Below are 25,002 nucleotides of genomic sequence, written 5' to 3' on the forward strand. Positions count from 1 at the left end.
TTTCTGATACAACTTACAGGGAGATTGATTTAGCGCAATTTTGGCGGCAGTGGCCTACCGCCAAAGAGGGCGTTAAGCGGAGAAAAAAGCCATCAAAATGGGCACCAGCAAACTGAGGACAAAGCCGTGAACAATCGCCGCTGGAACCATCTCCAGCCCACCGGTACGCTGTAACACCGGCAGGGTAAAGTCCATTGATGTGGCACCACACAGTCCCAGTGCAGTAGAACGACTGCGGCGTACCAGACCCGGGATCAGCATAATCGCGAGCAGTTCGCGCGCCAGATCGTTAAAGAACGCGGCGCTGCCGATCACCGGACCGTAGGATTCGGTCAGCAAAATACCAGAAAGGGAGTACCAGCCAAAACCCGACGCCATCGCCAGCGCGGTTTTCACTGGCAGACCGAGAATCAACGCGTTAATCAGGCCGCCAATCATGGAACTGGCGACGACCACGACCGCCACAATCATGCCTCGCCGGTTCAGGACAATCTGCCTTAACGTCATCCCGCTATTGCGTAACTGGATGCCAACCAACAACAGCAGCAGGATCAGCGTATATTCGCTTGCTTCTGTGGCATGTTGCAAAATGGGCAGCGCGCTCAACCCCAGCAAAAAGCCAACCACCACCACGCCGCACAGTTTCAGTGACTCAAGCGCCATCGCGATACGGGAGGGCAGTTTCTCTTGTTGATGATGATGTCGCCAGGGTAATGCGCGTTCCAGCCACAGTAATGCGGCAATATTACACAGCAAAATAACGGTAATGCTAACGGCGGAATAGTGAAATATCGCCAGCAGATTGCTCGCCAGATTATCCAGAAAGGCCAGGCTGATCCCCATAAAAAAGAGAATCAGATAAACCATCCAGCTCAATAGTCGATTGATCAGTTTTAATGCCGCGGTGTGCCGAAGCGGAATGAGATAACCTGCTATCAGCGGAAGCAGAATGATGAGAAGTCCTGAAAACATGAACAGCCGGGTCCTTTGAATTAGCGAGACAGCGCCATGACACTACCCAATTACGCGGGTTCAGTAAAGATGCAAAATAAAAGCCGGACAAGGTCCGGCTGAAGCGCGTTTGACCCGACGGGTATGCGCCGTCGGGTGTTCTGACATTAATCGCGTTTTTCGAGCAGCGTACGGTAAATAAGACCGCCGAGAATCCCGCCAATAATTGGCATCACCCAGAATAACCACAGTTGTTCTAACGCCCAACCGCCCTGGAAGATAGCGACCGCGGTACTCCGCGCCGGGTTCACAGACGTATTGGTCACCGGAATGCTGATCAAGTGGATAAGGGTTAATGCCAGACCGATAGCGATCGGCGCAAAACCTGCTGGTGCGTGTTTGTCCGTTGCGCCGTGAATCACCAGCAAGAAGCCGGCAGTCAGCACGATTTCGATAATAATCGCGGACAGCATGGAGTAGCCACCCGGAGAGTGCTCGCCATAACCGTTGGAGGCGAAACCGCTGGCGGTTGCATCAAAACCGGCTTTACCGCTGGCAATTAAATACAGGACTGCCGCTGCAATAATACCGCCGACTACCTGGGCAATAACGTAGCCAATAACCTCTTTTGCCGGGAAACGGCCGCCAGCCCATAAACCTAATGTCACCGCCGGATTAAAATGCCCGCCGGAAATATGGCCAACAGCAAAGGCCATGGTTAATACGGTCAGGCCGAAGGCCAGGGCAACACCCGCAAAACCAATACCTAATTCCGGAAACGCTGCTGCCAGAACGGCGCTGCCGCAGCCACCAAAAACAAGCCAAAATGTACCAAAACATTCGGCTGCTAATTTTCTCAACATATCCACCTCAATGTAAAAAATAACCACAAAAAAATAGTGGCAATCAATATTTATTGTCTGCCTGAATGACGACAAATAAATAGCTCGCTATTTTAAAAACGATCGTCATCCGTTCTCTAGTCAAATAAAACCCGTTAGTTTGATTTAGGGCAATGCGGCGTCATTCCTTCCATAGATTTCTCTTAAGGGAAGTGTAGTGCAAAGTCCTGTGAAAATGGATTGTCAAAAACGGATTTATTTTTTGCATCCTGCAAAACGTGCGTTTCTGTATTACGAATGAAAGAGTAAAGAATAAATCGTTCATCCTTCAGACAGTTAGCCTGCGTAATAATATGCCTGTCACGTCCCGCGCCGGGTTTTGCGGTTATACTGCGAGGAGAGTAAAGGGAAAGTGAAGATTTTCTGGAGGATACATGATTCTCGAACGCGTTGAGATAGTGGGATTTCGCGGTATCAATCGACTGTCGTTGATGCTCGAGCAGAATAACGTCCTGATCGGTGAGAACGCCTGGGGTAAATCAAGTTTACTGGATGCGTTAACACTCCTGCTGTCACCCGAATCTGAGTTGTATCATTTTGACCGCGATGATTTCTGGTTTCCTCCTGGTGATATGAAAGGCCGCGAACATCATCTGCATATCGTACTGACGTTTCGTGAATCTCAGCCTGGGCGCTACCGGGTTCGCCGCTATCGGCCGCTCGAGGCGTGCTGGGCACCGTGTCACGATGGTTTTCAACGCATCTTTTATCGACTTGAAGGCGAATGTGGCGAGGATGGCAGCGTGATGACGCTGCGCAGTTTTCTCGACGGTGACGGGCATCCGCTGGCGGTAGACGATATCAACGAACAGGCGCGGCATCTGGTGCGCCTGATGCCGGTGCTGCGTTTACGCGATGCGCGGTTTATGCGCCGTATTCGTAACGGCACGGTGCCGGAGGTTGCTGATGTCGAAGTCACCGCCCGCCAACTGGATTTTCTCGCCCGCGAACTGGCGATGCGTCCGCAGAATCTCACCGACGGACAGATTCGGCAGGGACTCTCGGCGATGGTGCAACTGCTTGAGCACTATTTTACCGAGCAGGGCACTTCGCAGTCCCGCCACCGCTTAATGCGCCGACGCTCCACCAACGAACAGCGAAGCTGGCGCTATCTCGATATTATCAACCGGATGATCGACAAACCGGGAGGACGTACTCACCGGGTGATTCTGTTGGGGCTGTTCTCCACGCTGTTGCAGGCGAAGGGCACGGTCAGGCTGCATAAAGACGCCAGACCACTGCTGTTGGTAGAAGATCCGGAAACGCGTCTGCATCCCATCATGTTGTCAGTGGCGTGGCAGTTGCTGAATTTGCTACCGCTTCAGCGTATCACCACCACCAACTCGGGCGAGTTGCTCTCGCTGACCCCGGTGGAACATGTCTGCCGTCTGGTGCGTGAATCCTCGCGCGTGGCGGCCTGGCGTCTGGGACCGGGGGGGCTGAGCGCAGAGGATGGTCGACGCATTGCGTTCCACATTCGCTTTAACCGTGCTTCCTCGCTGTTTGCCCGCTGCTGGCTGCTGGTGGAAGGGGAAACAGAAACCTGGGTGATTAACGAACTGGCCCGTCAGTGCGGTCATCACTTTGATGCCGAAGGGATTAAGGTGATCGAATTCGCGCAGTCCGGTCTTAAACCGCTGGTGAAATTCGCCCGGCGGATGGGCATTGAGTGGCACGTGCTGGTGGATGGTGATGAAGCCGGGAAAAAATATGCCGCCACGGTGCGCAGCCTGCTGAATAACGACCGGGAAGAGGAGCGCGAACACCTGACGACGCTGCCAGCGCTGGATATGGAACACTTTATGTACCGGCAGGGGTTTGCCGATGTTTTTCACCGGGTGGCGCAAATCCCGGAAAATGTGCCAATGAATATGCGCAAAATCATTTCGAAGGCGATCCATCGCTCATCGAAGCCCGACTTAGCCATCGAAGTGGCGATGGAAGCCGGGCGGCGAGGTGTGGATGCGGTGCCGACGCTGCTGAGAAAAATGTTCTCCCGCGTGCTGTGGCTGGCGCGCGGCAGAGCGGACTAACCCTGTAAGCACTGCGGAACCTGCGAGACGACGCTGTCGAGCAGCGCATAGCGGCGGCGGTATTCAGCCCGTTTTTTGCTGGCGATATCCGCCTCGCTTTTTCGCGCAATGGTCAGCGGCAGCGAGAAGTAATCTCCTTGCGTTTTTTCACCGCCCAGGGACGCCCAGAAGGCGTCGTAGTCGGCATGCATTTGCGTTTTTTTGTCCATATAGCGCCAACTGCGATAAACATGCACCTCGTTGCTGACCGCCAGAATCTGCTCCGCCCTGGCGATGTGCGCGAACTGACACAGCGCTTCCATTACCACTCTTTTGGGGAACAGGCCGTAACAGGCTTTCGTGGCCTGCTGAATGACCTCATGTGGAACATCATTTGCCGCGCCCTGCAAGCCGCCAATAAACAGGGTACGTTTTCCGTTTAGCGTGCAGAATGTGAAGGTAATTTCTGCCAGAATACGCATCTGCTCGTCGCGGATCACGACGGTACTTTCACCTTCTTTATCCAGTGAGACCAGGCTGACTAAATCAAGCTGGAATGACGCACCGTCTTTGGCCTCAAATTTTGCCAGATTGAGACCGTTCTGGCTTAAATAACGGGCCAGTTGTTCGCGGCTGAATAACTGACGCAGCAGGTCATAATGACTACAGAGCGCGGTCAGCGCGGTTTCGCGCTTAATATTCACCGCCATATACGGGCGATGCAGACGAATTGGCAACCGGGGTTGTCGGGCCAGCAGCGTATTCAGCTCAGGCCATTGGGTCAGGTTTTCCAGCAACTGACGGGTAGCCCTTGGCATCAGTAACGAGCGAATTAAAAACTTACGGCGAAAGCTGGCCTTCCGCCAGAATTTACCCGGCAGTAATTGACCCCTTGTCAGGCGCATAAATAATTGTAAAGGAGACGCAACGTCTGAAGTGTAAAAGGTATTATCAGTAATCTGTGACATGATCATAATCCGCAATGCGATGATTGTGGAAATTGAAACACGCTGAATCTTAACCAATCATCAATGCCTCGAGCGCTATCCTTTTCGCTTGCGGTTTGTTTAGATACTGTTGAATTTCAGCTGAAAACTTACCATCAGGATCGCTATGGGTATTAAGGGAAATAAAATTAAAAAGCGCTATCTGTTGCTTATTTTCATTCTCATCCTGGGGGCATTTGCCCTTTGGCGGACGCTTAATGCGCCGGTGCCAAATTATCAGACGCTGATTGTGCGGCCGGGAGATTTGCAGCAGAGCGTACTGGCAACCGGCAAACTCGACGCCTTACGTAAAGTTGACGTGGGCGCGCAGGTGAGTGGTCAGCTCAAAACGCTGTCGGTAGCAATTGGCGATAAAGTGAAGAAAGACCAGTTGCTGGGCGTTATCGACCCCGAACAGGCGGAAAACCAGATCAAAGAGGTGGAAGCGACGCTGATGGAGCTTCGCGCTCAACGCCAGCAGGCTGAAGCCGAGTGGAAGCTGGCGCGGGTGACGCTCGCCCGCCAGCAACAGCTGGCAAAAACTCAGGCTGTGTCGCAACAGGATCTGGACACCGCCGCGACAGAGATGGCGGTGAAACAGGCACAAATCGGCACCATTGATGCGCAGATCAAACGCAATCAGGCATCTCTGGATACCGCGAAGACCAACCTCGACTACACCCGCATCGTTGCGCCGATGGCTGGTGAAGTCACGCAGATCACCACCCTACAGGGGCAGACGGTGATTGCCGCGCAGCAGGCGCCGAACATTCTGACACTGGCGGACATGAGTACGATGTTGGTGAAAGCACAGGTTTCTGAAGCTGATGTGATTCACCTTAAACCGGGGCAGAAAGCCTGGTTCACCGTGCTGGGCGATCCGCAGACCCGCTACGAAGGGACACTGAAAGATGTGCTGCCGACGCCGGAAAAAGTGAATGATGCCATTTTCTATTACGCCCGATTTGAAGTGCCCAACCCCAAAGGTATTCTGCGCCTGGAGATGACCGCACAGGTCCATATTCAGCTAACGGATGTGAAAAACGTTCTGACGATCCCGCTTTCCGCGCTGGGCGATCCGGTCGGGGACAATCGCTACAAGGTGACCTTACTGCGTAACGGTGAAACTCGTGAACGCGAAGTGTCAATTGGCGCGCGCAATGACACCGACGTAGAGATTGTAAAAGGGCTGGAAGCCGGTGATGAAGTGGTGACGGGCGAGGGCAAACCAGGAGTCGCGCAATGACGGCATTGCTTGAACTGAGCAATATTCGCCGCAGTTATCCCTCGGGAGAAGAGCAGGTGGAGGTGCTGAAAGGCATCACGCTACAGATCAATGCCGGGGAGATGGTCGCGATCGTCGGGGCGTCTGGCTCCGGCAAATCCACGCTGATGAACATTCTGGGATGTCTCGATAAACCCACCAGCGGCACCTACCGGGTCGCGGAACGTGATGTCTCAACGCTGGACCGCGATGCGCTGGCGCAACTGCGTCGGGAGCATTTCGGTTTTATTTTCCAGCGCTACCATTTGCTGTCACATCTGACGGCAGCACAAAACGTCGAAGTCCCTGCCGTTTACGCCGGTACGGAAAGGAAACAGCGTCTGGCGCGCGCGCAGGAGCTGCTCCAGCGGCTTGGTCTGGGCGATCGCGTTGATTATCAACCCTCGCAGCTTTCCGGCGGTCAGCAACAGCGCGTGAGTATTGCCCGCGCGCTGATGAACGGCGGACAGGTGATCCTCGCCGATGAACCCACCGGTGCGCTCGACAGCCGTTCCGGTGAAGAGGTGATGGCAATTCTGCACCAGCTGCGCGATCGCGGGCATACGGTCATTATCGTCACCCACGATCCCCAGGTTGCCGCCCAGGCAGAGCGGGTGATTGAGATCCATGACGGCGAAATTGTGCGCAATCCGCCCACAAAGCACGCCGCGCAGGGGCAGGGCATTCAGGAACCGACGGTGAAAACGGCGTCCGGCTGGAGCCAGTTTGTCAGCGGGTTTCGCGAGGCGCTGACAATGGCGTGGCTGGCGATGGCGGCCAACAAAATGCGCACGCTGCTGACGATGCTCGGGATCATCATCGGTATCGCGTCGGTGGTGTCGATTGTGGTGGTTGGCGACGCAGCGAAACAGCTGGTGCTGGCGGACATCCGCGCCATCGGGACCAACACCATTGATATCTACCCCGGCAAAGATTTTGGCGACGACGATCCACAGTATCAGCAGGCGCTGAAATACGACGATCTTGCGGCGATCCAAAAACAACCCTGGGTGACTTCTGCGACGCCCGCCGTGTCGCAGAACCTGCGCTTACGCTATGGCAATATCGACGTCGCCGCCAGCGCGAACGGGGTCAGCGGCGACTATTTTAACGTTTATGGCATGACGTTCAGCGAAGGGACAACGTTCAACCGCGAACAGCTTAACGGCCGTGCGCAGGTGGTGGTGCTCGACAGCAACACCCGACGTCAGTTGTTCCCGCATAAGGCGAACGTGGTGGGCGAGGTGATCCTCGTGGGCAACATGCCTGCGACGGTCATTGGCGTGGCGGAAGAGAAGCAGTCGATGTTTGGCAGCAGCAAAATCCTGCGCGTCTGGTTGCCATACAGCACGATGTCCGGGCGCGTTATGGGGCAGTCGTGGCTGAACTCGATCACCGTACGAGTGAAGGAAGGCTTCGACAGCGCACAGGCCGAACAGCAACTCACCCGACTGCTGACGCTACGTCATGGCAAAAAGGATTTCTTCACCTGGAATATGGACGGTGTCTTGAAAACCGCCGAAAAGACCACACGTACTCTTCAGTTATTCCTGACGCTGGTGGCGGTGATTTCGCTGGTAGTTGGCGGGATCGGCGTGATGAACATTATGCTGGTGTCGGTCACAGAGCGTACGCGGGAGATCGGCATCCGGATGGCGGTTGGCGCGCGCGCCAGTGATGTGCTGCAGCAGTTTCTGATTGAAGCGGTGCTGGTTTGTCTGGTGGGTGGCGCGCTGGGTATCAGCCTGTCGATGCTGATTGCCTTCACGCTGCAACTGTTTCTGCCCGGTTGGGAGATTGGTTTCTCGCCGGTCGCGCTGCTGACGGCATTTTTGTGCTCTACCTTTACTGGCGTCCTGTTTGGCTGGTTACCGGCGCGCAACGCGGCGCGACTGGATCCGGTCGATGCGTTAGCGCGAGAGTAACGTCCCGGGAAATAAAAATGCCAGCCGATCGGGCTGGCATTTTACCTGCGGGATGTACACAATGAGACAGAAGAGCTATGCAACAGCTTCTGCTTCGATAGGCACGATGACACTGGCGTGATTGCCTTTTGGCCCCTGGTGAACATCAAACTGGACAGACTGTCCGGCTTTTAGCGTTCTGTAACCATCCATCTGAATGGTGGAATAGTGAGCGAAAATATCTTCGCCGCCGCCTTCAGGGCAGATGAACCCAAACCCTTTGGCATTGTTGAACCACTTAACAGTACCCGTTTCCATGCTTCGACATCCTTCGTAAATCTTATATAAGTAAGATGGAATGAACCGGTGGTGGAGTGGGGGTTGTTCAAAACCTCGCCAACTCTCGAAATTACAATTTAGAGAAATCAGGCGGGGCGTCAAGCGTCTGACGGGGGTCGGTGGGTAAAAATGAATCAAAAATTTGAAGCAGTTAACGCTATTGGCGGGAATGTGACAGATGTCGCGGATGCCAGTGATAGATGATAGTTATCTATTAATTGAGGTAGATTGATTGTGCACATCCGCTCTTGTCAGCGGCAGACTGTTCTGCCGGTAACCGTAACTGAAGATGACGACTGACAATGGGTAAGACGAACGACTGGCTGGATTTCGACCAGCTGGCGGCTGATAAAGTGCGTGACGCGCTAAAACCGCCATCTATGTATAAAGTGATATTAGTCAATGATGATTACACTCCGATGGAGTTTGTTATTGACGTGTTACAAAAATTCTTTTCTTATGATGTAGAACGTGCAACGCAACTGATGCTTGCGGTTCACTATCACGGTAAAGCCATCTGCGGCGTTTTCACCGCAGAGGTCGCGGAGACCAAAGTGGCGATGGTGAACACGTATGCGAGGGAGAACGAGCACCCGTTGCTGTGTACGCTGGAAAAAGCCTGAATGCAGGCATAAAAATTGGGGGGAGGTGCCTATGCTCAATCAAGAACTGGAACTCAGTTTAAATATGGCTTTCGCCAGAGCGCGCGAGCACCGTCATGAGTTTATGACCGTCGAGCACTTGTTACTGGCGCTGCTCAGTAACCCATCGGCCCGCGAAGCGCTGGAAGCGTGTTCCGTGGACCTCGTGGCGCTCCGTCAGGAACTCGAAGCCTTCATTGAACAAACCACACCCGTATTGCCTGCCAGCGAAGAAGAACGCGACACGCAGCCGACGCTGAGCTTTCAGCGCGTACTGCAACGTGCGGTCTTCCACGTTCAGTCCTCCGGGCGCAGTGAAGTGACTGGCGCGAACGTGCTGGTCGCCATCTTTAGCGAACAGGAATCTCAGGCTGCTTACCTGCTGCGTAAACATGAGGTCAGCCGTCTTGATGTGGTCAACTTTATTTCTCACGGTACGCGCAAAGATGAGCCGAGTCAGTCGTCTGATCCTGGCAGTCAGCCCAATACCGACGAGCAAGCTGGCGGGGAGGAACGTATGGAGAACTTCACGACTAACCTTAACCAGCTTGCCCGGGTTGGCGGTATTGACCCGCTGATCGGCCGTGACAAAGAACTGGAGCGCGCCATTCAGGTACTGTGCCGTCGGCGTAAAAATAACCCGCTGCTGGTGGGGGAATCTGGCGTCGGGAAGACGGCGATAGCCGAAGGCCTGGCCTGGCGTATCGTGCAGGGCGACGTGCCGGAAGTGATGGCCGATTGCACCATCTACTCGCTGGATATCGGTTCGCTGCTGGCGGGCACCAAATACCGCGGTGACTTTGAAAAACGCTTTAAAGCGCTGCTGAAACAGCTGGAGCAGGATAGCAACAGCATTCTGTTTATCGACGAGATCCACACTATCATCGGGGCCGGTGCGGCGTCGGGTGGTCAGGTGGATGCGGCAAACCTGATTAAACCGCTGCTTTCCGGCGGTAAGATCCGCGTGATCGGCTCCACAACCTATCAGGAGTTCAGCAATATTTTCGAGAAAGACCGTGCGTTAGCCCGTCGCTTCCAGAAAATTGATATTACTGAACCGTCGGTAGAAGAGACCGTACAGATCATCAATGGCCTGAAACCGAAGTATGAAGCGCACCATGATGTCCGTTACACCGCGAAAGCGGTACGTGCGGCGGTTGAACTGGCGGTGAAATACATCAACGACCGTCATCTGCCGGATAAAGCGATTGACGTCATTGATGAAGCGGGTGCGCGTGCGCGCCTGATGCCGGTCAGCAAGCGTAAGAAAACCGTCAACGTGGCGGATATCGAGTCCGTTGTGGCGCGTATTGCGCGTATCCCGGAGAAGAGCGTGTCGCAAAGCGATCGTGATACGCTGAAAAACCTTGGCGACCGTCTGAAAATGCTGGTCTTTGGGCAGGATAAAGCCATTGAGGCGCTGACCGAAGCCATCAAGATGAGCCGTGCGGGCCTGGGACACGAGCATAAGCCTGTCGGTTCCTTCCTGTTTGCCGGTCCGACCGGGGTCGGGAAAACCGAGGTAACAGTGCAGCTTTCCAAAGCGCTGGGAATTGAATTGCTGCGTTTTGACATGTCCGAGTATATGGAACGTCATACGGTCAGCCGCCTGATTGGCGCGCCTCCGGGATACGTTGGTTTCGATCAGGGCGGTTTGCTGACGGATGCGGTCATCAAGCATCCCCATGCGGTACTGCTGCTCGATGAAATTGAAAAAGCGCACCCGGATGTCTTTAACCTGCTGCTGCAGGTGATGGACAACGGCACGCTGACGGATAACAACGGGCGTAAAGCCGATTTCCGCAACGTGGTGCTGGTGATGACGACTAACGCCGGTGTCCGTGAAACGGAGCGTAAATCGATTGGCCTGATTCATCAGGACAACAGCACTGACGCGATGAGCGAAATCAAGAAAGTGTTCACGCCGGAGTTCCGTAACCGTCTCGACAATATTATCTGGTTCGAGCACCTGTCTACTGAGGTGATCCACCAGGTTGTCGATAAGTTCATCGTCGAGCTGCAGGTTCAACTGGATCAGAAAGGTGTCTCCCTGGAAGTCAGCCAGGAAGCGCGTAACTGGCTGGCTGAGAAAGGCTACGATCGGGCAATGGGCGCACGTCCAATGGCGCGCGTGATTCAGGATAACCTGAAAAAACCATTGGCGAACGAGCTGCTGTTTGGTTCTCTGGTGGATGGCGGGCAGGTGACCGTGGCACTGGATAAAGAGAAAAATGAGCTGACCTATGGTTTCCAGAGTGCCCAGAAGCACAAACCGGAAGCCGCGCATTAATCCACCTCTCTATAACTGGTTGATAAACCGGGCCGTGTGCCCGGTTTTTTTTATGCAAAAAAAAGCGCGTACTTGCGTACGCGCTCATTCTCGAATATGGCGGTGAGGGGGGGATTGACTCGCTTCGCTCGCCCTGCGGGCGTCATGGCCTGCGGCCATTCCGTCCAACGGGCTGTGCCCGTTGTCGAACCCCGGTCGGGGATTCTCATCCCCCCTATTGGGGAACATAAAAGAAAAGAGCCGATACATAAGTACCGGCTCTTTTCTGAAAGATGGCGGTGAGGGGGGGATTGACTCGCTTCGCTCGCCCTGCGGGCGTCATGGCCTGCGGCCATTCCGTCCAACGGGCTGTGCCCGTTGTCGAACCCCGGTCGGGGATTCTCATCCCCCCTATTGGGGAACATAAAAGAAAAGAGCCGATACATAAGTACCGGCTCTTTTCTGAAAGATGGCGGTGAGGGGGGGATTCGAACCCCCGATACGTTGCCGTATACACACTTTCCAGGCGTGCTCCTTCAGCCACTCGGACACCTCACCATATTGTATTGCTGCCTGACCACTTGGGGGGCAACGGGGCGCTACTATAGGGAGTTGCACTAAAACGGTCAAGCAGTATTTACGCTTTACTTCTCGTTTGGTTACGCATTGTACATCTTCCCCAACGTAAGCCGTCGGGGAAGCGATTTAGCGTTGTGAATCCACTTTTCGCGGCTCTTCACGACCTTCTCACGCTCAGAGTTGACCAAAGCGGCCCGCGTTAAAATCGCGAACGGCTTCTGCGATTTCATGTCTGGTATTCATGACAAACGGACCGTAGCCGACGATCGGTTCATTCAGCGGCTCTCCCGACAGTAACAACACGCTGGCATCGTGGGTGGCTTCCAGATGCAGTGCGTCCCCTTGCTGGCTTAATACCACCAGTTGCGCCTCGCTTGCTGTTGTCGATCCATTTACCGTGATTGAGCCTTTCAGGACGACCAGCGCGGTACTCCACCCTTCAGGCTGCGAAAGCGTCACCGGGCGCGCCTGTTGTAACCGCATATCCCAGACGTTCAGCGGCGAGAACGTGTGTGCCGGACCGGTCGTCTGCTGATACTGACCGGCAATAATTCGCGCTGTCCCGGCATCGTCCGGCAGCTCAACGGTCGGGATGAAATCCTGGGTGATGCTCTGATAACCCGGAGCCGTCATTTTGTTTTTTGCTGGCAGGTTCACCCACAGTTGCACCATCTCCAGTTCTCCTCCTTTGTGGGTGAAGGCTTCAGAGTGAAATTCTTCATGCAGAATGCCCGCACCCGCGGTCATCCATTGCACGTCGCCGGGGCCGATAATGCCGCCTCGACCGGTTGAGTCGCGATGCTCAACCTCACCGCGGTACACAATTGTCACCGTTTCAAAACCACGGTGGGGATGTTCACCCACGCCGCGCTTTTCCGTTCCCGGCGCGAAGGTATGGGGACCGGCATAGTCAAGCAGCAAAAATGGGCTCAACTGTTCTGCATGGGACTGGTACGAAAACAGTGAGCGAACCGGAAATCCATCGCCAACCCAGTGCGGACGAGGTGCGCTATAGACGCCTGTAACTTGTTTCATCATTCTCTCCTCAATGGCTTGTTTCGTTATGAATAAGCTTATATTCATGACAGCGAGGTGAGTAGTGGCTAAAATTGGCCTCATCGTTCTGAAAATGGAACAATAAATGGTAAAGCCAGATCTCAATGATTTTGCGTGGTTTGTTCATGTCGTGGAGCAGGGCGGGTTTGCTGCTGCAGGTCGTGCACTCGATGAACCGAAATCAAAGCTCAGCCGGCGCATTGCACAACTGGAAGACCAACTGGGGGTGCGACTCATCCAGCGGACGACACGGCAGTTTAACGTCACGGAAGTGGGACAAACGTTCTATGAACACTGTAAAGCCATGCTGGTAGAAGCACAGGCGGCGCAGGATGCGATTGCCGCATTGCAGGTTGAGCCTCGGGGCGTGGTGAAGCTAACGTGTCCGGTGACGCTGCTTCATGTCCACGTGGGGCCAATGCTGGCGAAATTTATGGCGCGTTACCCCGACGTAACGTTGCAACTCGAAGCCACGAACCGTCGCGTTGATGTAGTAGGGGAAGGCGTTGATATTGCGATCAGAGTGCGTCCGCGCCCGATTGAGGACAGCGATCTGGTGATGCGGGTGCTTGCCGACCGTGCCCATCGGTTGTTTGCCAGCCCGGCGCTGATCGCACGCATGGGTACCCCTACGGCGCCGTCGGAATTAAGCTGTTGGCCCGGACTGAGTCTCTCGGCAGGCAAACATATTCATCGCTGGGAACTGTATGGTCCACAAGGGGCCAGAGCGGAAGTGCACTTTACCCCGCGATTTATCACGACCGACATGCTGGCATTGCGCGAGGCGGCCATCGCCGGCGTCGGTGCCGTGCAACTTCCCATCTTAATGGCGAAAGAACAGCTTGCGGCGGGGGAACTGGTTGCGTTACTGGAAGGTTGGGAACCACGAAGAGAGGTCATTCACGCGGTTTTCCCTTCACGCAGGGGATTACTGCCATCGGTCAGAGCGCTGGTGGATTTTCTGACGGATGAGTATGCGCGAATGGCGGAGGAGTAGGGGATTTTCATGCAACAAAAAAGGCCGGCTTAACCGACCTTTTATCATCTGAACGCCATTCGGGCGTGAAAACAATCAGCGACTACGGAAGACAATGCGGCCTTTGCTCAGGTCGTACGGGGTCAGCTCAACAGTCACTTTGTCGCCCGTCAGGATGCGGATGTAGTTTTTACGCATTTTACCGGAGATGTGTGCAGTAACCACGTGACCGTTTTCTAACTCTACGCGGAACATGGTATTAGGTAACGTTTCGAGAACGGTACCCTGCATTTCAATATTGTCTTCTTTGGCCATCTAATCCTCTGGGGTATCACTACCGTAATTTGAACCGGCAAGATAATGCCGAAGTTCTTTTAATAAGTAAAGATTTGCACGTTTAAAACGCAGCAAACAAAATTTGGCGCATTACTCCGATTCGCTTCAAAAACACACGACAAAGCCGCACGTGAAGCGCAACGTATAAGGGAGCGATGAGATAAACGATGGCGTTACCTGACGCGAACGGATCCTTAACGGCAGCGGGGTAATGGGCTAAACCAACTCTGCGACCGCAATTATAACACCCTGATAAAAAATGTGCCGAAAACATTCACCCCTGGGGCAAAAATAACGTGCGAGGGACCCAAAAATCGCGAGGTAAACGTTGCTGGCGTAATGCATCGAGGTGTTCCAGATACACCCGACGCGGAATTTCGACCGCGCCTAACGATTCGGTATGACTATTGAGCACCTGACAATCCATTAATTTACCGCCTTGCCGAACAAATTCTGCGCAAAAAACCAGCAGTGCGGTTTTTGACGCATTCTCTTGTCGGCTGAACATCGATTCGCCGCAAAACAGCGCCCCCTGGGAAACGCCATACATCCCGCCAACCAGCGTATTTTCACGCCAGACCTCAATGGAATGCGCATGTCCCAGTTCGTGCAGTCGATGATAGGCCTCCACCACGCCCTGGGTGATCCATGTCCCTTCATCGCGATCGTTGGCGCACCCTTCGATGACCTGGCCAAACGCATAATTCAGTGTGACGCAATACGGAGAACGCTTATGAAAGCGCTTCATGCTGCGGCTGACATGAAACGCGTCAGGCCACAGAATGGCGCGGGGATCCGGTGACCACCAAAGAATAGGGTCGCCAGGCGAAAACCACGGAAAAATACCGCGTTGATAGGCCATCAGCAGGCGCGCAGGGCTGAGATCGCCTCCAAGCGCCAGCAGGCCGTTTGGCTCGCGTAAAGCGCCCTCCGGCGAAGGGAAGGCGATAGAGTGTCGGGAAAGCTGAACCAGGCGCATGACAGCAGAACTCCAGTACGCGAGTCGGATCGTTCAATAATAGCTTACAGACCTTGCTTAAACTGGTAATAACGACCCTGCTGCGCTAACAGATCTGCGTGATTACCTTGCTCAATAATTTGGCCGTTGTCCATCACTATTATTTGATCAAAACGCGCGAGCCCGCGCAGGCGATGCGTCACCATCAGTAACGTTTTATCGCGCATCACCTCTGCCAGCAATTCAAGCATTTGGCTTTCGGTCGTCGCATCCAGGCCTTCCGTCGGTTCATCAAGCAGCATCAGCGGCGCATCGTGCAAAAGCGCACGGGCGATCGCCAGACGACGCAGTTCGCCACCGGATAGCTGACGACCGCCTTCGCCCAGCCAACTGTTGAGGCCAGCATCGTCCAGGAGTTTCTCCAGCCCGACGCGGCGCAGCGTGTCTGTCAGCTGGTCGTCACTGGCGTCAGGCGCCGCAAGCAGCAGGTTGTCGCGCAGGGTGGCGCTGAATAAGTGCACGCGTTGCGGCACAACGCTGATGGTCTTGCGCAGCGTCGCTTCATTCAGGGTTGCAATCGAACAACCGTTGAGCAGGATCTCGCCCTGCTGCGGATCCCACGCGCGCGTGAGCAGTTGGAGTAATGTCGATTTACCGCACCCGGTGCGCCCAAGAATGGCGATATGCTCGCCTGGATTCACCTGCAGGGAGAGCGAATCCAGCGCCTTTTGCGCCTGTTCAGGGTAGCTGAATGAAACGTCACGCAGCGTCAGAGTGACCTGAGCCGGGACGTCGGATACGTCAGTCGGGAAAGTGACTTCCGGCTTCTGTTCGGTCAGTTCGGTGATCCGCATGGCGGAGGCGATGACCTGTCCCAGATGCTGGAATGCGCCGGTAACCGGAGCCAGCGCTTCAAATGCTGCCAGCGCGCAAAAGACAAACAGGGCAATCAGCGCGCCAGGCTGAGCGTTATCCCCTACGCCGCCTGCCGACATCCACAACATCAGCAAAATGGCAATGGCACCGATGAGCAACATCAGCGCCTGTGACAGTGCCGTCAGTTCAGACTGGCGGCGCTGCGCTTCGTGCCACTGTAACTCGGTGGCCTCCATCTGTGCGCGGTAGCGGTCGCTGGCGCCGAAAATGGTCAGTTCAGCCTGACCCTGTAACCATGAGGTCAACTGCTGGCGATACTGTCCGCGCAGGTGCGTCAGGTTTTGTCCGGTGGTTTTCCCGGCGCGATAAAACACCGGCGGCATAATAAACAGCGTCAGCAGCATCACGCCGCCGAGGGTGCAGGCGAGGGTGACATCCAGCACGCTCAGACCGATCGTCACAACCATAATCACCACGAAGGCTCCCACCAGGGGGGAGATGACGCGCAGGTAGAGGTGATCCAGCGTATCCACATCCGCCACAATGCGGTTCAACAGTTCACCCTGACGATAACGAGCCAGCCCGGCAGGGGAGAGCGGCAGCAGCTTGCTGAAGGTGTGAATACGTAAATGTTGCAGCACGCGGAAGGTGGCATCATGGCTGACCAGCCGCTCAAAATAGCGTCCGGCAGTCCGGGTAATAGCCGCACCGCGCACGCCTGCGGCAGGCAGCATATAGTTAAAACTGTAGATACCGGCAAAGCCCGCGACGGCTGACGCAGAGAGGAACCAGCCGGACAGCGTCAGCAGGCCAATGCTGGCGAGCAGGGTGATGATCGCCAGCACGATGCCCAGCGTTAACATCCATTTGTGACGTTTATAGAGCGTCAGATAAGGCAGTAGCGCGCGCATTAGATTTCCTCCTGACGATGGGCCAACAGCGTCGCAAATGCGCCATTGGCGGTACTCAGTTCGGCCCAGGAGCCCTGTTCGATAATCTGTCCGTCCTGCATCACCCAAATCGTGTCCCAGTCAGCCAGATCTTCAAGCTGGTGCGTGACCATCAGGGTGGTCTGGCGTTTTGAGGCCGCTTTCAGCGCCTGCATGACCCGCTGTTCGCTATGGGCATCCAGGCTGGCAGCCGGCTCATCCAGCAGCAGCAACTTGCAGGGATTAAGGAGCGCACGGGCTACTGCCACGCGTTGCGCCTGACCAACGGACAGACGTCCGGCCTGATCGCCAACGGGCGTATCCACGCCCTGTGGTAACAGCGGCAGGAATTCACTGACCCAGGCGCTGTCGAGCGCGGCACGCAACTCTTGCTCACTGGCATTCGGGCGAGCCAGAAGAACGTTTTCCCGTATCGTCGCCGCGGGCAACTGCGGGTTTTGCCCCACCCAGGAGAGATGCTTACGCCAGGACTCTGGCGACAAATCGCGAAGTTCAACCCCGTTAATGCGCAGCGATCCCTGATAAGAGAGGAAGCCGGAAAGCGCATTCAGCAGAGAACTCTTACCCGAACCGCTGCGACCGACCAGCACGACACGCTGCCCGGCAGCGAGGGAGAAGTTCAGTGGTCCCGCCAGGGTCTTACCTTCTGGCGATGTAATGATGAGATCGACAGCGTCAATGGAAACAGGTTCTTGCGTGGATAGTTCCACATCACCTTGTTCAGGATGGGCGAGCGGCGTTTCCATAAAAGTCTTCAGGCTGTCTGCCGCGCCAACCGCCTGTGCTTTAGCGTGATAAAACGTCCCCAAATCGCGCAGCGGCTGGAAAAACTCAGGGGCCAGAATAAGGGCGAGGAAGCCTGCTGCCAGCGTGACGCCCGTGCCGTAGTGGCCGAAATTAAGTTCGCCGAGGTAGGAAAAACCAAAGTAAACCGCGACCAGCGCAATGGAAAGCGAGGTAAAAAACTCCAGTACGCCCGAGGATAAAAAGGCAAGGCGCAAGACTTCCATCGTACGCTGGCGGAAATCTTGCGAGGCGACGCGAATGCTTTCGGTTTCAGCTTCACCACGGCCAAAAATGCGCAGGGTCTCCATTCCGCGTAAGCGATCGAGGAAATGTCCGCTCAGACGCGCCAGGGCGAGGAAATTACGCCGGTTAGCATCAGCAGCGCCCATACCGACCATCGCCATGAACAGAGGGATCAGCGGCGCGGTGCCGAGAAGGATCAACGCGGCGGCCCAGTTTGACGGAAAAATAGCCGCGACAATCAGGATGGGCACACACACCGCCAGCGCCATCTGCGGCAGATAACGAGCGTAGTAGTCGTGCATATCGTCAATCTGTTCCAGCACCAGCGTGGCCCAGCTTCCTGCGGGTTTTCCCTGGATCCACGCCGGACCGGCCTGTTGCAGGCGGTCGAGCACCTGGCGGCGGATCTCAAACCGGATGTGTTGGCCCGCATGGAATCCGACGCGTTCGCGTAACCAGACGACCCAGGCACGGAGGATAAAGATCAGCACCAGCACGACAAATGGCAACAGCAACGCCTCGCGCGGGATATTCTCCATGATCATATGTTGCAGAATGCGAGCCATGATCCAGGCCTGAGCGACAATCAGTACTCCACTCACAAACCCCAGCAGACGGGAAATCATAAGCCAGCGTTGGGAAATGACACTTTGCTGTTTTAACCAGCGGGTTAGCTCTTGTTGACGAGTTTTATTCATTGCGCGCTTTGCAGGTGAGTTATCAGAATTTTTTGCCAGGGCAATGTTACAACGGGGCAAAAATAAAGGCGACATATAGTCGCCTTATTTACTTTTGTTGCTGATTTGTAAAAACTATTTGCACGCGTCGGCTAAACCGTCGAGGTAGCGTTCAGCATCCAGCGCAGCCATACAACCGGTGCCTGCGGAGGTGATAGCCTGACGGTAAATGTGGTCCATCACGTCGCCCGCAGCAAAGACGCCCGGGATGCTGGTCTGGGTCGCGTTACCGTGACTCCCGGACTGCACTTTAATGTAGCCGTTTTCCAGCTCAAGCTGTCCTTCGAAAATCGCCGTGTTCGGGCTGTGGCCGATGGCAACAAACAGCCCTGCGACATCCAGCGACTCAATGTTGTCCGCATTCTGCGTATCACGCAGGCGCAGACCCGTGACGCCCATCTGATCGCCAGTCACTTCTTCCAGCGTGCGGTGGGTGTGCAACACGATGTTGCCGTTCTCCACTTTGTCCATCAGACGCTTAATCAGAATTTTTTCCGCGCGGAAGCCGTCACGACGGTGAATCAGGTGAACTTCAGAGGCGATGTTTGCCAGATACAGCGCTTCTTCGACGGCTGTGTTACCGCCACCGATAACCGCGACTTTCTGGTTACGATAGAAAAAACCGTCGCAGGTAGCGCAGGCAGAAACGCCACGGCCTTTGAATGCCTCTTCTGACGGCAGACCGAGATAACGAGCGGACGCACCGGTAGCGATGATTAGCGCATCACAGGTGTACTCTGCACTGTCACCGATCAGACGGAACGGACGGTTTTGCAGGTCCACTTTATTGATGTGATCGAAGATGATCTCGGTTTCAAACTTAGTCGCATGCTCGTGCATACGTTCCATCAGCAGTGGTCCGGTCAGATCATTCGGATCGCCCGGCCAGTTTTCCACTTCTGTGGTGGTGGTCAGTTGACCGCCTTTTTCCATACCGGTAATCAGTACCGGCTGCAGGTTTGCGCGCGCAGCATAGACCGCTGCGGTATATCCCGCCGGGCCGGAACCCAGGATAAGCAGTTTACTGTGTTTGGTCGTGCCCATGAGATCCTCATTGTTGTTGGCAGGCAATGGGCTGGATTGTAGGGAATTTGACGGCGTAAAAAAAGGGTATAGCGATTTTGTTAACAATTTGTGGAATAGACGAGGCCAATGAGTGAACAAATCTGCCGTCACGCCATAATGAATTCTACTTAAAATCCCTCAGTTATAAGGTGATAAAATGATGAATCATCTTAACGCCTAATGAATAACTGGCATGTTGTACTAAAAATCGATGTTTTGCTTTGACAATCACCTGCTGTTTTGCGAAAACATTCGAGGAAGAAAAAAACAGTGTTGTGTGTGTGCCGCATAATCATGCATATAAATACCATGTTTACCGGGCTAGCGAAATCTACGCATGGTGTGGACAGACGCCATTCGTGATGTCGATAGCTGCCGTCAGGCAACGGTCTTCTCACTATAGACCCAGGCATTGCGCGCCGCTAATCCTCTTGGGTTCGGTCTATTGTGATGGGCATCGACTCTCGACAATGATGTTTGATGAGTCAGGCAGGAGTAGGGAAGGAATACAGAGAGACAATAATAATGGTAGATAGCAAGAAGCGCCCTGGCAAAGATCTCGACCGTATTGATCGTAACATTCTTAATGAGCTGCAAAAGGATGGGCGTATTTCTAACGTCGAGCTTTCTAAACGAGTGGGACTTTCCCCGACGCCCTGCCTTGAGCGTGTGCGTCGTCTGGAAAGACAGGGTTTCATTCAGGGCTATACAGCGCTGTTAAACCCGCATTATCTGGATGCATCACTTCTGGTATTTGTTGAGATTACTCTGAATCGTGGCGCTCCGGATGTGTTTGAACAATTCAACGCCGCAGTACAAAAACTTGAAGAAATTCAAGAGTGTCATTTGGTGTCTGGCGATTTCGACTACCTGTTGAAAACACGTGTGCCGGACATGTCAGCCTACCGTAAGCTGCTGGGGGAAACCCTGCTGCGTCTGCCTGGCGTCAATGACACCCGTACTTACGTGGTAATGGAAGAAGTCAAACAGAGTAATCGTCTGGTTATTAAGACGCGCTAATACGGAACAGGTGCAAAATCGGCGTATTTTGATTACACTCCTGTTAATCCATACAGCAACAGTGCCGGGGTAACCCGGTGCTGTTGTCCGTTTTAGCATCGGGCAGGAAAAGCCCGAAACCTGGAGAGCCTTTTTTGAGCCAGGAATACACTGAAGACAAAGAAGTCACATTGACAAAGTTAAGCAGCGGGCGCCGACTTCTGGAGGCGTTGCTGATTCTTATTGCCCTTTTTGCCGTCTGGCTGATGGCAGCCTTACTGAGCTTTAATCCTTCTGATCCCAGTTGGTCGCAAACGGCCTGGCATGAGCCTATCCATAATTTGGGCGGGGCGCCGGGGGCATGGCTGGCGGATACCCTGTTCTTTATCTTTGGGATAATGGCGTACACCATTCCTGTCATCATTGTGGGCGGCTGCTGGTTTGCCTGGCGTCACCAGGTGACCGATGACTATATCGACTATTTTGCCGTCTCGCTGCGCATCATTGGCGTGCTGGCGCTTATCCTTACCTCCTGTGGTCTGGCCGCTATTAATGCCGATGACATCTGGTACTTCGCCTCCGGCGGGGTGATTGGCAGTCTGTTGAGTACCACGCTACAACCGCTGCTGCACAGCAGTGGTGGCACCATTACGCTTCTGTGCGTGTGGGCGGCAGGGCTGACGCTCTTTACCGGCTGGTCCTGGGTTAGCATCGCCGAAAAACTTGGCGGCTGGCTGCTCAATATTCTGACCTTTGCCAGCAACCGTACCCGTCGTGATGATACCTGGGTAGAAGACGACGAATACGAAGACGATGAAGAGTATGAAGATGAAGTCGAGGGCGGGAAACGTGAATCCCGTCGGGCGCGTATTCTTCGCGGTGCGCTGGCGCGCCGTAAACGTCTGGCTGAAAAATTTATCAATCCGCATGGCCGTCAGACGGATGCGGCGCTCTTCTCCGGCAGACGCATGGATGATGACGATGAGATAGCCTACAGCGCGCGCGGCGTCGCGGCCGATCCTGGCGATGTGCTGTTCTCCGGGCATCGTGCGACACAGCCGGAATATGATGAATACGATCCGCTGTTAAACGGTCATTCGGTGACCGAACCCGTCGCCGCTGCGGCGGCTGCTACGGCTGCGACTCAGGCCTGGGCTGCGCCGGTCGATCCGATTATGCAAACGCCGCCCGTACCAGGCGCAGAAACCGTTCCTATACAACCTGCGGTTGCATGGCAACCCGTACCAGGCCCGCAAACCGGCGAGCCGGTGATTGCTCCTGCGCCGGAAGGCTATCCGCCGCACAACCCGTACGCGCAGCCGCAACAGGCGCAGTATGAGACATGGCAACAGCCTGTTCCGACTGAACCGCAATACGCTGCGCCTGTGGCCCCTGAAGCTGGTTATCCGCAGCCAGGCGTACCGCAACAACCGTGGCAGCAACCGCAAGCTACGGTAGAGCAACCCTGGCAGCCCGAGCCGGTTTATCAACCCGAGCCTGTCCAGCAGCCGGTTTATCATCAGCCAGCGTATCAGCCGGAGCCTTTATCGCCACAGGAACCTGTGGTTCCGCAAGCTCCGATTACTGAGCCTGAGCCGGTAGTCGAAGAGACAAAACCTGCGCGCCCGCCGCTGTACTACTTTGAAGAAGTGGAAGAGAAGCGTGCGCGTGAACGTGAGCAACTGGCCGCGTGGTATCAGCCGATTCCTGAACCTGTTAACACGCCGGAACCGGTGGTTCCTGCACCGTCAACTGCGCCTTCTATACCGCCTGTTGACACCGCTGCGACCATTGCGCCGATCGCTGCAAGCGTGAAGGATGCGACCTTATCAGCCGGTGCGACTGCGGCAGCTGCAGCGCCAGTCTTCAGCCTCGCGAATGGCGGAGCGCCGCGTCCGCAGGTGAAAGAAGGGATTGGCCCGCAACTGCCTCGTCCCAATCGCGTACGTGTACCGACACGCCGTGAGCTGGCATCGTATGGTATTAAATTGCCTTCTCAGCGTATGGCTGAGGAGAGAGCGCGTGAAGCCGGTCAACACGATCCGCAGTATAGCGATGATGAAATCGACGCCATGCAACAGGACGAACTGGCTCGTCAGTTTGCTCAGTCACAGCAAAGTCGTTATGGCGACGTGTATCAGCATGAGGCGACGCAGGCCGACGATGAAGATGCCGCTGCGGAAGCTGAACTGGCGCGCCAGTTTGCCTCTTCACAGCAACAGCGCTACGCCGGTGAGCAACCTGCCGGAGCGAATCCATTCTCGCTGGATGATTTTGAGTTTTCACCCATGAAAACGCTGGTCGATAACGGCCCGCATGAGCCGCTGTTTACACCGGGCGTAATGCCGGAGTCTGCGCCTGTTCAGCCACCCACAACGCCGCAGTATCAGCAGCCGCAACAGCCGGTAGCGCCGCAGCCGCAGTATCAGCAGCCGCAACAGCCGGTAGCGCCACAGCCGCAGTATCAGCAGCCGCAACAGCCGGTAGCGCCGCAGCCGCAGTATCAACAACCACAACAGCCGGTAGCGCCGCAGCCACAGTATCAGCAACCGCATCAGCCGATAGTGACGCAGCAACCTGCTGCACCTCAGCCGCAGGAAAGCCTGATTCACCCGCTGCTGATGCGCAATGGTGACAGCCGTCCGCTGCAGAAACCGACGACGCCACTGCCTTCACTGGATCTGCTGACGCAGCCACCGAGTGAAGTGGAGCCGGTTGATACCTTCGCGCTGGAACAAATGGCGCGCCTGGTTGAAGCTCGCCTGGCTGATTTCCGCATCAAGGCCGATGTGGTGAATTACTCGCCAGGTCCGGTGATCACCCGTTTTGAACTGAATCTGGCGCCGGGTGTGAAAGCGGCGCGTATTTCCAACCTTTCTCGTGACCTGGCGCGTTCGTTGTCGACTGTCGCGGTGCGCGTGGTGGAAGTGATTCCGGGTAAACCATACGTAGGCCTGGAATTGCCGAACAAAAAACGGCAGACCGTTTACCTGCGTGAAGTGCTGGATAACGCGAAGTTCCGTGAAAACCCGTCGCCGCTGACCGTCGTGTTGGGTAAAGATATTGCCGGCGATCCGGTGGTAGCCGATCTGGCGAAAATGCCGCACCTGCTGGTGGCGGGAACAACCGGTTCGGGTAAATCGGTTGGGGTGAACGCCATGATCCTCAGCATGCTTTACAAGGCGCAGCCGGAAGACGTTCGTTTCATCATGATCGACCCGAAAATGCTGGAGCTGTCGGTTTACGAAGGCATTCCGCATCTGCTGACGGAAGTCGTCACGGATATGAAAGACGCCGCCAACGCCCTGCGCTGGAGCGTTAACGAGATGGAACGCCGTTACAAGCTGATGTCTGCGCTGGGCGTGCGTAATCTTGCGGGTTACAACGAGAAGATAGCCGAAGCCGCGCGGATGGGACGTCCAATTCCGGACCCGTACTGGAAACCGGGCGACAGTATGGATGCGCAGCATCCGGTACTGGAAAAACTGCCGTATATCGTTGTGCTGGTTGACGAATTTGCCGACCTGATGATGACCGTCGGTAAGAAAGTTGAAGAGCTGATTGCCCGACTGGCGCAAAAAGCCCGTGCGGCCGGGATCCACCTGGTGCTGGCGACACAGCGTCCATCGGTTGACGTCATTACCGGTCTTATTAAAGCCAACATACCGACACGTATTGCCTTCACCGTGTCCAGTAAGATTGACTCGCGTACTATCCTCGATCAGGGCGGTGCAGAATCGCTGCTGGGGATGGGGGATATGCTTTACTCCGGGCCAAACTCCACCATGCCGGTGCGTGTTCACGGCGCATTTGTCCGTGACCAGGAAGTGCATGCGGTGGTGCAGGACTGGAAGGCGCGTGGGCGTCCGCAGTATGTGGATGGCATCACCTCCGACAGCGAAAGCGAAGGCGGCGGCGGTGGCTTTGACGGTGGAGAAGAGCTGGATCCGTTATTCGATCAGGCTGTCAACTTTGTGACAGAGAAACGTAAAGCGTCCATCTCCGGCGTACAGCGCCAGTTCCGTATTGGCTACAACCGTGCGGCGCGCATTATCGAACAAATGGAAGCGCAGGGAATCGTCAGCGAACAAGGCCATAACGGCAATCGTGAAGTGCTGGCGCCACCACCGTTTGACTAAGTGCAAAGTTACGTAATTCAGTATTGTCTTCTTT

19 protein-coding genes, 1 tRNA gene and 2 other RNA genes are annotated in these 25,002 nt (G+C 55.1%); 9 read left to right on the forward strand and 13 right to left on the reverse strand.

The window, feature by feature from the left end:
* Positions 1 to 72: 72 nt before the first annotated feature.
* A complete protein-coding gene (locus ACQ0PY_RS08790; RefSeq protein ID WP_090050837.1) occupies positions 73 to 972 on the reverse strand; it encodes a LysO family transporter in 900 nt (299 codons plus the stop codon).
* Positions 973 to 1,118: 146 nt separating this feature from the next.
* Positions 1,119 to 1,814 carry an aquaporin Z gene (gene aqpZ / locus ACQ0PY_RS08795; RefSeq protein ID WP_044264251.1) on the reverse strand — a complete coding sequence of 232 codons (696 nt, stop codon included), beginning with the start codon at positions 1,812 to 1,814 and terminating at the stop codon, positions 1,119 to 1,121.
* Between the two features lie 413 nt (positions 1,815 to 2,227).
* On the opposite strand from aqpZ, the gene ACQ0PY_RS08800 reads away from it, so the two are divergent.
* On the forward strand, positions 2,228 to 3,886 hold the full coding sequence (locus tag ACQ0PY_RS08800) for an ATP-dependent endonuclease (protein WP_043001216.1): 1,659 nt from the start codon (positions 2,228 to 2,230) through the stop codon (positions 3,884 to 3,886).
* Here ACQ0PY_RS08800 and ACQ0PY_RS08805 read toward each other — a convergent pair.
* Complete coding sequence (locus ACQ0PY_RS08805; protein WP_109740089.1) at positions 3,883 to 4,833, reverse strand: VirK/YbjX family protein; 951 nt, start codon at positions 4,831 to 4,833, stop codon at positions 3,883 to 3,885. The two genes, ACQ0PY_RS08800 and ACQ0PY_RS08805, sit on opposite strands and share 4 nt — an antisense overlap.
* Before the next feature lie 145 nt (positions 4,834 to 4,978).
* Between ACQ0PY_RS08805 and macA the strand changes: the two genes are divergently transcribed.
* Positions 4,979 to 6,097 (forward strand): macrolide transporter subunit MacA, encoded by a 1,119-nt coding sequence (macA, locus tag ACQ0PY_RS08810; protein WP_043001214.1) that lies wholly within the window; start codon positions 4,979 to 4,981, stop codon positions 6,095 to 6,097.
* Positions 6,094 to 8,040, forward strand: coding sequence for a macrolide ABC transporter ATP-binding protein/permease MacB (gene macB / locus ACQ0PY_RS08815; protein WP_109740090.1), 1,947 nt, complete (start codon positions 6,094 to 6,096; stop codon positions 8,038 to 8,040). The genes macA and macB overlap by 4 nt, the downstream gene beginning before the upstream one ends.
* Positions 8,041 to 8,115: 75 nt before the next feature.
* Here the strand turns inward: macB and cspD are convergent, their stop codons facing one another.
* A complete protein-coding gene (cspD, locus tag ACQ0PY_RS08820) occupies positions 8,116 to 8,337 on the reverse strand; it encodes a cold shock-like protein CspD (RefSeq protein ID WP_042284847.1) in 222 nt (73 codons plus the stop codon).
* Positions 8,338 to 8,487: 150 nt separating this feature from the next.
* Between cspD and ACQ0PY_RS08825 the strand changes: the two genes are divergently transcribed.
* The 3 genes from ACQ0PY_RS08825 (at position 8,488) to clpA (ending at position 11,289) form a co-directional block, all read left to right on the forward strand.
* Positions 8,488 to 8,562, forward strand: a complete 75-nt coding sequence (locus ACQ0PY_RS08825; RefSeq protein ID WP_212807582.1) for a hypothetical protein — start codon at positions 8,488 to 8,490, stop codon at positions 8,560 to 8,562.
* A gap of 98 nt (positions 8,563 to 8,660) precedes the next feature.
* Entirely contained in the window at positions 8,661 to 8,981 is a 321-nt protein-coding gene (gene clpS, locus ACQ0PY_RS08830; protein WP_042320277.1) for an ATP-dependent Clp protease adapter ClpS, read from the forward strand.
* A gap of 31 nt (positions 8,982 to 9,012) precedes the next feature.
* Positions 9,013 to 11,289 (forward strand): ATP-dependent Clp protease ATP-binding subunit ClpA, encoded by a 2,277-nt coding sequence (gene clpA, locus ACQ0PY_RS08835; RefSeq protein ID WP_043001212.1) that lies wholly within the window; start codon positions 9,013 to 9,015, stop codon positions 11,287 to 11,289.
* Between the two features lie 97 nt (positions 11,290 to 11,386).
* Here clpA and ACQ0PY_RS08840 read toward each other — a convergent pair.
* The 4 genes from ACQ0PY_RS08840 to ACQ0PY_RS08855 all read right to left on the reverse strand — a co-directional run bounded on the left by ACQ0PY_RS08840 (position 11,387) and on the right by ACQ0PY_RS08855 (position 12,882).
* A non-coding RNA gene (locus tag ACQ0PY_RS08840) (RtT sRNA) lies at positions 11,387 to 11,518 on the reverse strand.
* Positions 11,519 to 11,562: 44 nt separating this feature from the next.
* Positions 11,563 to 11,694: non-coding RNA, RtT sRNA (locus tag ACQ0PY_RS08845), on the reverse strand.
* Positions 11,695 to 11,738: 44 nt separating this feature from the next.
* Positions 11,739 to 11,826, reverse strand: a tRNA-Ser gene (locus ACQ0PY_RS08850).
* Between the two features lie 195 nt (positions 11,827 to 12,021).
* On the reverse strand, positions 12,022 to 12,882 hold the full coding sequence (locus tag ACQ0PY_RS08855) for a pirin family protein (RefSeq protein ID WP_109740091.1): 861 nt from the start codon (positions 12,880 to 12,882) through the stop codon (positions 12,022 to 12,024).
* Positions 12,883 to 12,988: 106 nt separating this feature from the next.
* On the opposite strand from ACQ0PY_RS08855, the gene ACQ0PY_RS08860 reads away from it, so the two are divergent.
* The gene (locus tag ACQ0PY_RS08860; RefSeq protein WP_058587856.1) at positions 12,989 to 13,900 is read left to right on the forward strand and encodes a LysR family transcriptional regulator; all 912 of its coding nucleotides are present in this window, start codon (positions 12,989 to 12,991) and stop codon (positions 13,898 to 13,900) included.
* Between the two features lie 75 nt (positions 13,901 to 13,975).
* On the opposite strand, the gene infA is transcribed toward ACQ0PY_RS08860, so the two are convergent.
* The 5 genes from infA to trxB all read right to left on the reverse strand — a co-directional run bounded on the left by infA (position 13,976) and on the right by trxB (position 19,809).
* Complete coding sequence (gene infA, locus ACQ0PY_RS08865; protein WP_001040187.1) at positions 13,976 to 14,194, reverse strand: translation initiation factor IF-1; 219 nt, start codon at positions 14,192 to 14,194, stop codon at positions 13,976 to 13,978.
* Positions 14,195 to 14,489: 295 nt separating this feature from the next.
* The gene (gene aat, locus ACQ0PY_RS08870) at positions 14,490 to 15,194 is read right to left on the reverse strand and encodes a leucyl/phenylalanyl-tRNA--protein transferase (RefSeq protein ID WP_109740092.1); all 705 of its coding nucleotides are present in this window, start codon (positions 15,192 to 15,194) and stop codon (positions 14,490 to 14,492) included.
* A 44-nt stretch (positions 15,195 to 15,238) separates the two neighbouring features.
* Positions 15,239 to 16,960 (reverse strand): heme ABC transporter ATP-binding protein/permease CydC, encoded by a 1,722-nt coding sequence (gene cydC / locus ACQ0PY_RS08875; protein ID WP_109740093.1) that lies wholly within the window; start codon positions 16,958 to 16,960, stop codon positions 15,239 to 15,241.
* Positions 16,960 to 18,726, reverse strand: a complete 1,767-nt coding sequence (gene cydD / locus ACQ0PY_RS08880; RefSeq protein ID WP_090050621.1) for a heme ABC transporter permease/ATP-binding protein CydD — start codon at positions 18,724 to 18,726, stop codon at positions 16,960 to 16,962. The genes cydC and cydD overlap by 1 nt, the downstream gene beginning before the upstream one ends.
* A 114-nt stretch (positions 18,727 to 18,840) precedes the next feature.
* Positions 18,841 to 19,809 carry a thioredoxin-disulfide reductase gene (trxB, locus tag ACQ0PY_RS08885; protein ID WP_043001206.1) on the reverse strand — a complete coding sequence of 323 codons (969 nt, stop codon included), beginning with the start codon at positions 19,807 to 19,809 and terminating at the stop codon, positions 18,841 to 18,843.
* Positions 19,810 to 20,355: 546 nt separating this feature from the next.
* Here trxB and lrp point away from each other — a divergent pair.
* Together lrp and ftsK are read left to right on the forward strand one after the other, a co-directional pair.
* Positions 20,356 to 20,850: a leucine-responsive transcriptional regulator Lrp gene (gene lrp, locus ACQ0PY_RS08890; protein ID WP_000228469.1), complete on the forward strand. Its 495-nt coding sequence runs from the start codon at positions 20,356 to 20,358 to the stop codon at positions 20,848 to 20,850.
* 134 nt (positions 20,851 to 20,984) lie between these two features.
* Complete coding sequence (gene ftsK / locus ACQ0PY_RS08895; protein WP_109740094.1) at positions 20,985 to 24,968, forward strand: DNA translocase FtsK; 3,984 nt, start codon at positions 20,985 to 20,987, stop codon at positions 24,966 to 24,968.
* Positions 24,969 to 25,002: the final 34 nt, after the last annotated feature.

This window comes from Citrobacter sp. LST-B2 (assembly GCF_057983045.1).